This window comes from Corallococcus exercitus, assembly GCF_003611585.1.
In the GTDB taxonomy this organism is placed as follows: domain Bacteria; phylum Myxococcota; class Myxococcia; order Myxococcales; family Myxococcaceae; genus Corallococcus; species Corallococcus exercitus.
Map to the genome: position 1 here is coordinate 1 of NZ_RAVW01000656.1, position 3,386 is coordinate 3,386.

The window sequence follows — 3,386 nt, forward strand, 5'->3', positions numbered from 1 at the left end:
GGGTTGGGCTGCACTCACAGGACTCCTGCTGGCGGGCATGACGGCGGCGACGCCGCCCACGGCCATCCCGGTGCGGGGCGGCAACGCGCTGACGTTGCCCGCGCACCGGCACATCGTGCGCGTGTCCCGCAGCGAGGGCTCCGTGCTGCTCGCGGCCGTACAGCAGGGCGGACAGGACGGGCACGGCCTGCGCCTGTTCCGCAGCGACAACGGCGGCAGCAGCTGGAAGCAGGAGGGCATCATCCACGACGGCTCCACCTACGACCGCGCGGACCTGGTGGCGGTGGGCCGGGACGTGGCGCTCGTCTACGCGGTGGAGACGCCGGACAGCCAGGGCATCAGCGGCTCCACGTCCCGCGACGTGTACTTCCAGTGGTGGCGCTACAGCGCGTCCCGGAACCACTGGATACCGGACACGCCCGTGCGCGTCTTCGACTCCACCAGCTCCAGCACCGCGTACTACCGCGCGGAGCTGGCGCGCGACTCCAAGGGCCGCTTCTGGGTGCAGGCCTTCTTCCGGGAGAAGGACGGCAGCAACACGCTGGCCATCTCCGTGAGCAGCGACGGCGGCTCCACCTTCCGCACGCAGTCCGCGCTCGCGCGAGACATCTCGAAGCGCGGCGGCGGGCGGCTCATCAGCCTGGGCAGCCGGCTGATGATGCTGTGGAGCTCGCACGACGGCCACGACACCACGCACTACCGGATCCGCGACGACAGCGCGTCCGTGTCCACCTGGTCCTCCACGCGCACGGCCTTCTCCGACGGCATCTACCACGGCGCCGCGCTGAGCGCGGTGGCGGACGGCAATGGCGGCCTGCACCTGGTCTACAAGGACAACTCCGAACGGCTGATGTACCGCCGCTTCAACGGCAGCAGCTTCGGCTCGCCGGTGAGGGTGCTGGAGGACGGGGACTGGGCCTCGCAGCCCGCGCTCGTCCGCGCGGGCAGCAGCCTCTACCTCTTCTACAACCAGCCGCGCAGTGACGGCTCCGGCTACCGGCTGTGGGTCCGCGCGCTGTCCTCCAGCGGCAAGCCGGGGGCGGGCAAGGAGCTGGCGTCGGTGTCCGGCTTCGCGGGCTACCCGTCGGCGCCGGACGTGCTGCCCTCGGGCGTGCCGCTGGTGTGCTTCTTCGGCATCGAGCCGTCCTCCGGCTCCAGCTACCGGCTGTCCTTCTTCTCCACCAGCGCGTCGTCGCTCAAGTCCCAGGCCGTCGCGGCGAAGCAGGCCCCGTCCGACGACGCGCAGGACGGCGAGCGGTTCACCGCCACCGGCGGCTCCGGGTTCGAGCCTCCGCAGGACCCTGGCGCGCTGGCGAGCACCGTGACGAGCCCCTCCCAGCAGGCGATGGCCGCCGGGTGTGGCGGTGCCAGCGCGATGCTCGCGGTGGGCGTGACGTTCATCCTGATGGAGTGGGGCCGCCGCCGGCGCGCCCGGGTCCTGCCCGGCTAGCGGGGCAGGGCCTTCCCTGGACGGCGCGGTCAGCGGAAACGAAGGAAACGAACGCGGGCGGTCTCCTCGGGACGGAATCCCGAGGGGCACCGCCCGTGGCGCGTCTCCCGGCGAGGGGAGACGCGAGCCTGCGTACGGCTACGTCGTCGCGGGCGCGGCGTCCGGCGCTTCGTCCGTGTCGTCGGCGTCGCTGTCGCCACCACCGTCGGCATCGACCGGCGCCGTGGAGGCCGCGTCCGCACCCGGCGCACCGGGCGCCTGGGGCTTCTTGCCGGTGCCAGGAGGCGGGGACTTGCGGGCGGCCGCGGCGGCCTGCCGCGCCTGCTCGCGCGCCTTCTGCGCGACCTTGGGCGTGGGGGCCAGGATCATGTACATCTGCCGGCCTTCCATGCGCGGCAGCTGCTCCGCCACCGCCACGTCCTTCAGGTCCTTGATGACGTCATCGAGGATGGCGCTGCCCAATTCCTTGTGCGTGATTTCACGCCCGCGGAACTGGATGACGACCTTGGCCTTGTTGCCCTCTTCGATGAACCGGCGGGTGTTGCGCACCTTGAACTCGTAGTCGTGCTCCTCCGTCTTGGGACGGAGCTTCACTTCCTTGAGCTGGATGACCACCTGCGTGCGCTTCGCGTCCGAGGCCTTCTTCTTCTCCTCGTACTTGAACTTGCCGTAGTCCATGATCTTGCAGACCGGCGGCTTGGCCATCGGGCTGACTTCGACCAGGTCGAGCGACTCCGAGCGGGCCTTTTCCAGCGCCGCCTCGATGGTCATGACCCCGAGCTGCGAGCCATCGGAGCCCACGACACGGACTTCCCGCGCGCGGATGCGGCGGTTGGTTCTCTGGTCCCTGTTGGGACCCCGGCTGCTGTTTCTCTGTTCGCGAATGATGTGAACATCCTCCAAAAAGGGTTGCAGACCCACCACCCGTGAAGATGTGGCGGGCCACTCGATGTGGCAGTCCCCTCCGGCGGAGAAGGCAGGCAGACAAGCCTTCCGCCCCTCGGGGCAGGGAGACGTGCAACGGACTCTATCCGGTTCACGTCCCCCAGGGGCAAGGTAACGCGGGCCACCCCCCATTCCCATGACCCCTGTTGCCTATGATGCGCCCCATGGCAAAACGGTCCACCGCGTCCGCTCGGGAACGGACAGGATGCCGACCCTCGGGGGTGGTTGCGCTCGGCGCCTCCCTGGTGCTCGGCTGCCTGCCCTCCTGTGGCCCGGCTGCCCTCGAGCCCCCCGGGCAGGCCCTCCGCACCCGGAGTCCGGGTCTCGTCCAGGGGACGGACGCACCGGGGGACGGGGCGGCGGTGGCGCTGGTGGCCCGGCGCACCCGCTGCGGAGGGGAGGCGCCGGTGCTCCTGTGCTCGGGCGCCCTCATCGCCCCGGACGTGGTGCTGACGGCGGCGCACTGCCTGGCCGTCTTCGGGGAGGCGGGCCCCTATGAGGTCTTCCTGGGCCCCACGCTGCTCCCGGAGCCGGGGCCCGGCGGGCGGTTCGTGCGGGTCACCCGGGCGGTGGCCCACCCGGACTACGTCCCGGCCACGCACGCCTGGGACGCCGCCCTCCTGCGGCTGGCGGTGCCGGTCACGGACGTGCCGCCCTTCCGGCTCCCCGGGGGGAGCGACGTCCCGGTGGCGCCGGGGGACCCCGTGCGGGCGGTGGGCTACGGGGACACGAAGGACGCGTCCCGGCCCTCGGGCCAGCGGCGCCAGGGGGGGCTTCAGGTGACGGGCGTCACCGCCAGCGCCTTCCAGGCCGGCCCCGCCCCGGCCATGACCTGTGTGGGGGACAGCGGGGGCCCGGTGCTGGGCGGCCCACCCGGGAACGAGGTGCTCCAGGGCCTCACCGTCAGCGGTGACGTGGCCTGCCGGACGGAGGCCGTCCAGGTGCGGGTGGACGCCCTGGGGGACTTCCTCCGCCCCTTCCTGGAGGAGGC

At 72.0% G+C, this 3,386-nt stretch carries 3 protein-coding genes; 2 read left to right on the forward strand and 1 reads right to left on the reverse strand.

Going from position 1 to position 3,386, the window contains the following annotated elements; all coding sequences use genetic code 11:
* Positions 1-1,450 (forward strand): sialidase family protein (locus D7W79_RS40380; RefSeq protein ID WP_208729974.1); only part of this gene is annotated, 1,450 nt, incomplete at its 5' end.
* Between the two features lie 138 nt (positions 1,451-1,588).
* Here D7W79_RS40380 and infC read toward each other — a convergent pair.
* On the reverse strand, positions 1,589-2,338 hold the full coding sequence (infC, locus tag D7W79_RS40385) for a translation initiation factor IF-3 (RefSeq protein WP_120530524.1): 750 nt from the start codon (positions 2,336-2,338) through the stop codon (positions 1,589-1,591).
* Positions 2,339-2,616: 278 nt separating this feature from the next.
* On the opposite strand from infC, the gene D7W79_RS40390 reads away from it, so the two are divergent.
* Positions 2,617-3,386 (forward strand): S1 family peptidase (locus tag D7W79_RS40390; protein ID WP_244222249.1); only part of this gene is annotated, 770 nt, incomplete at its 3' end.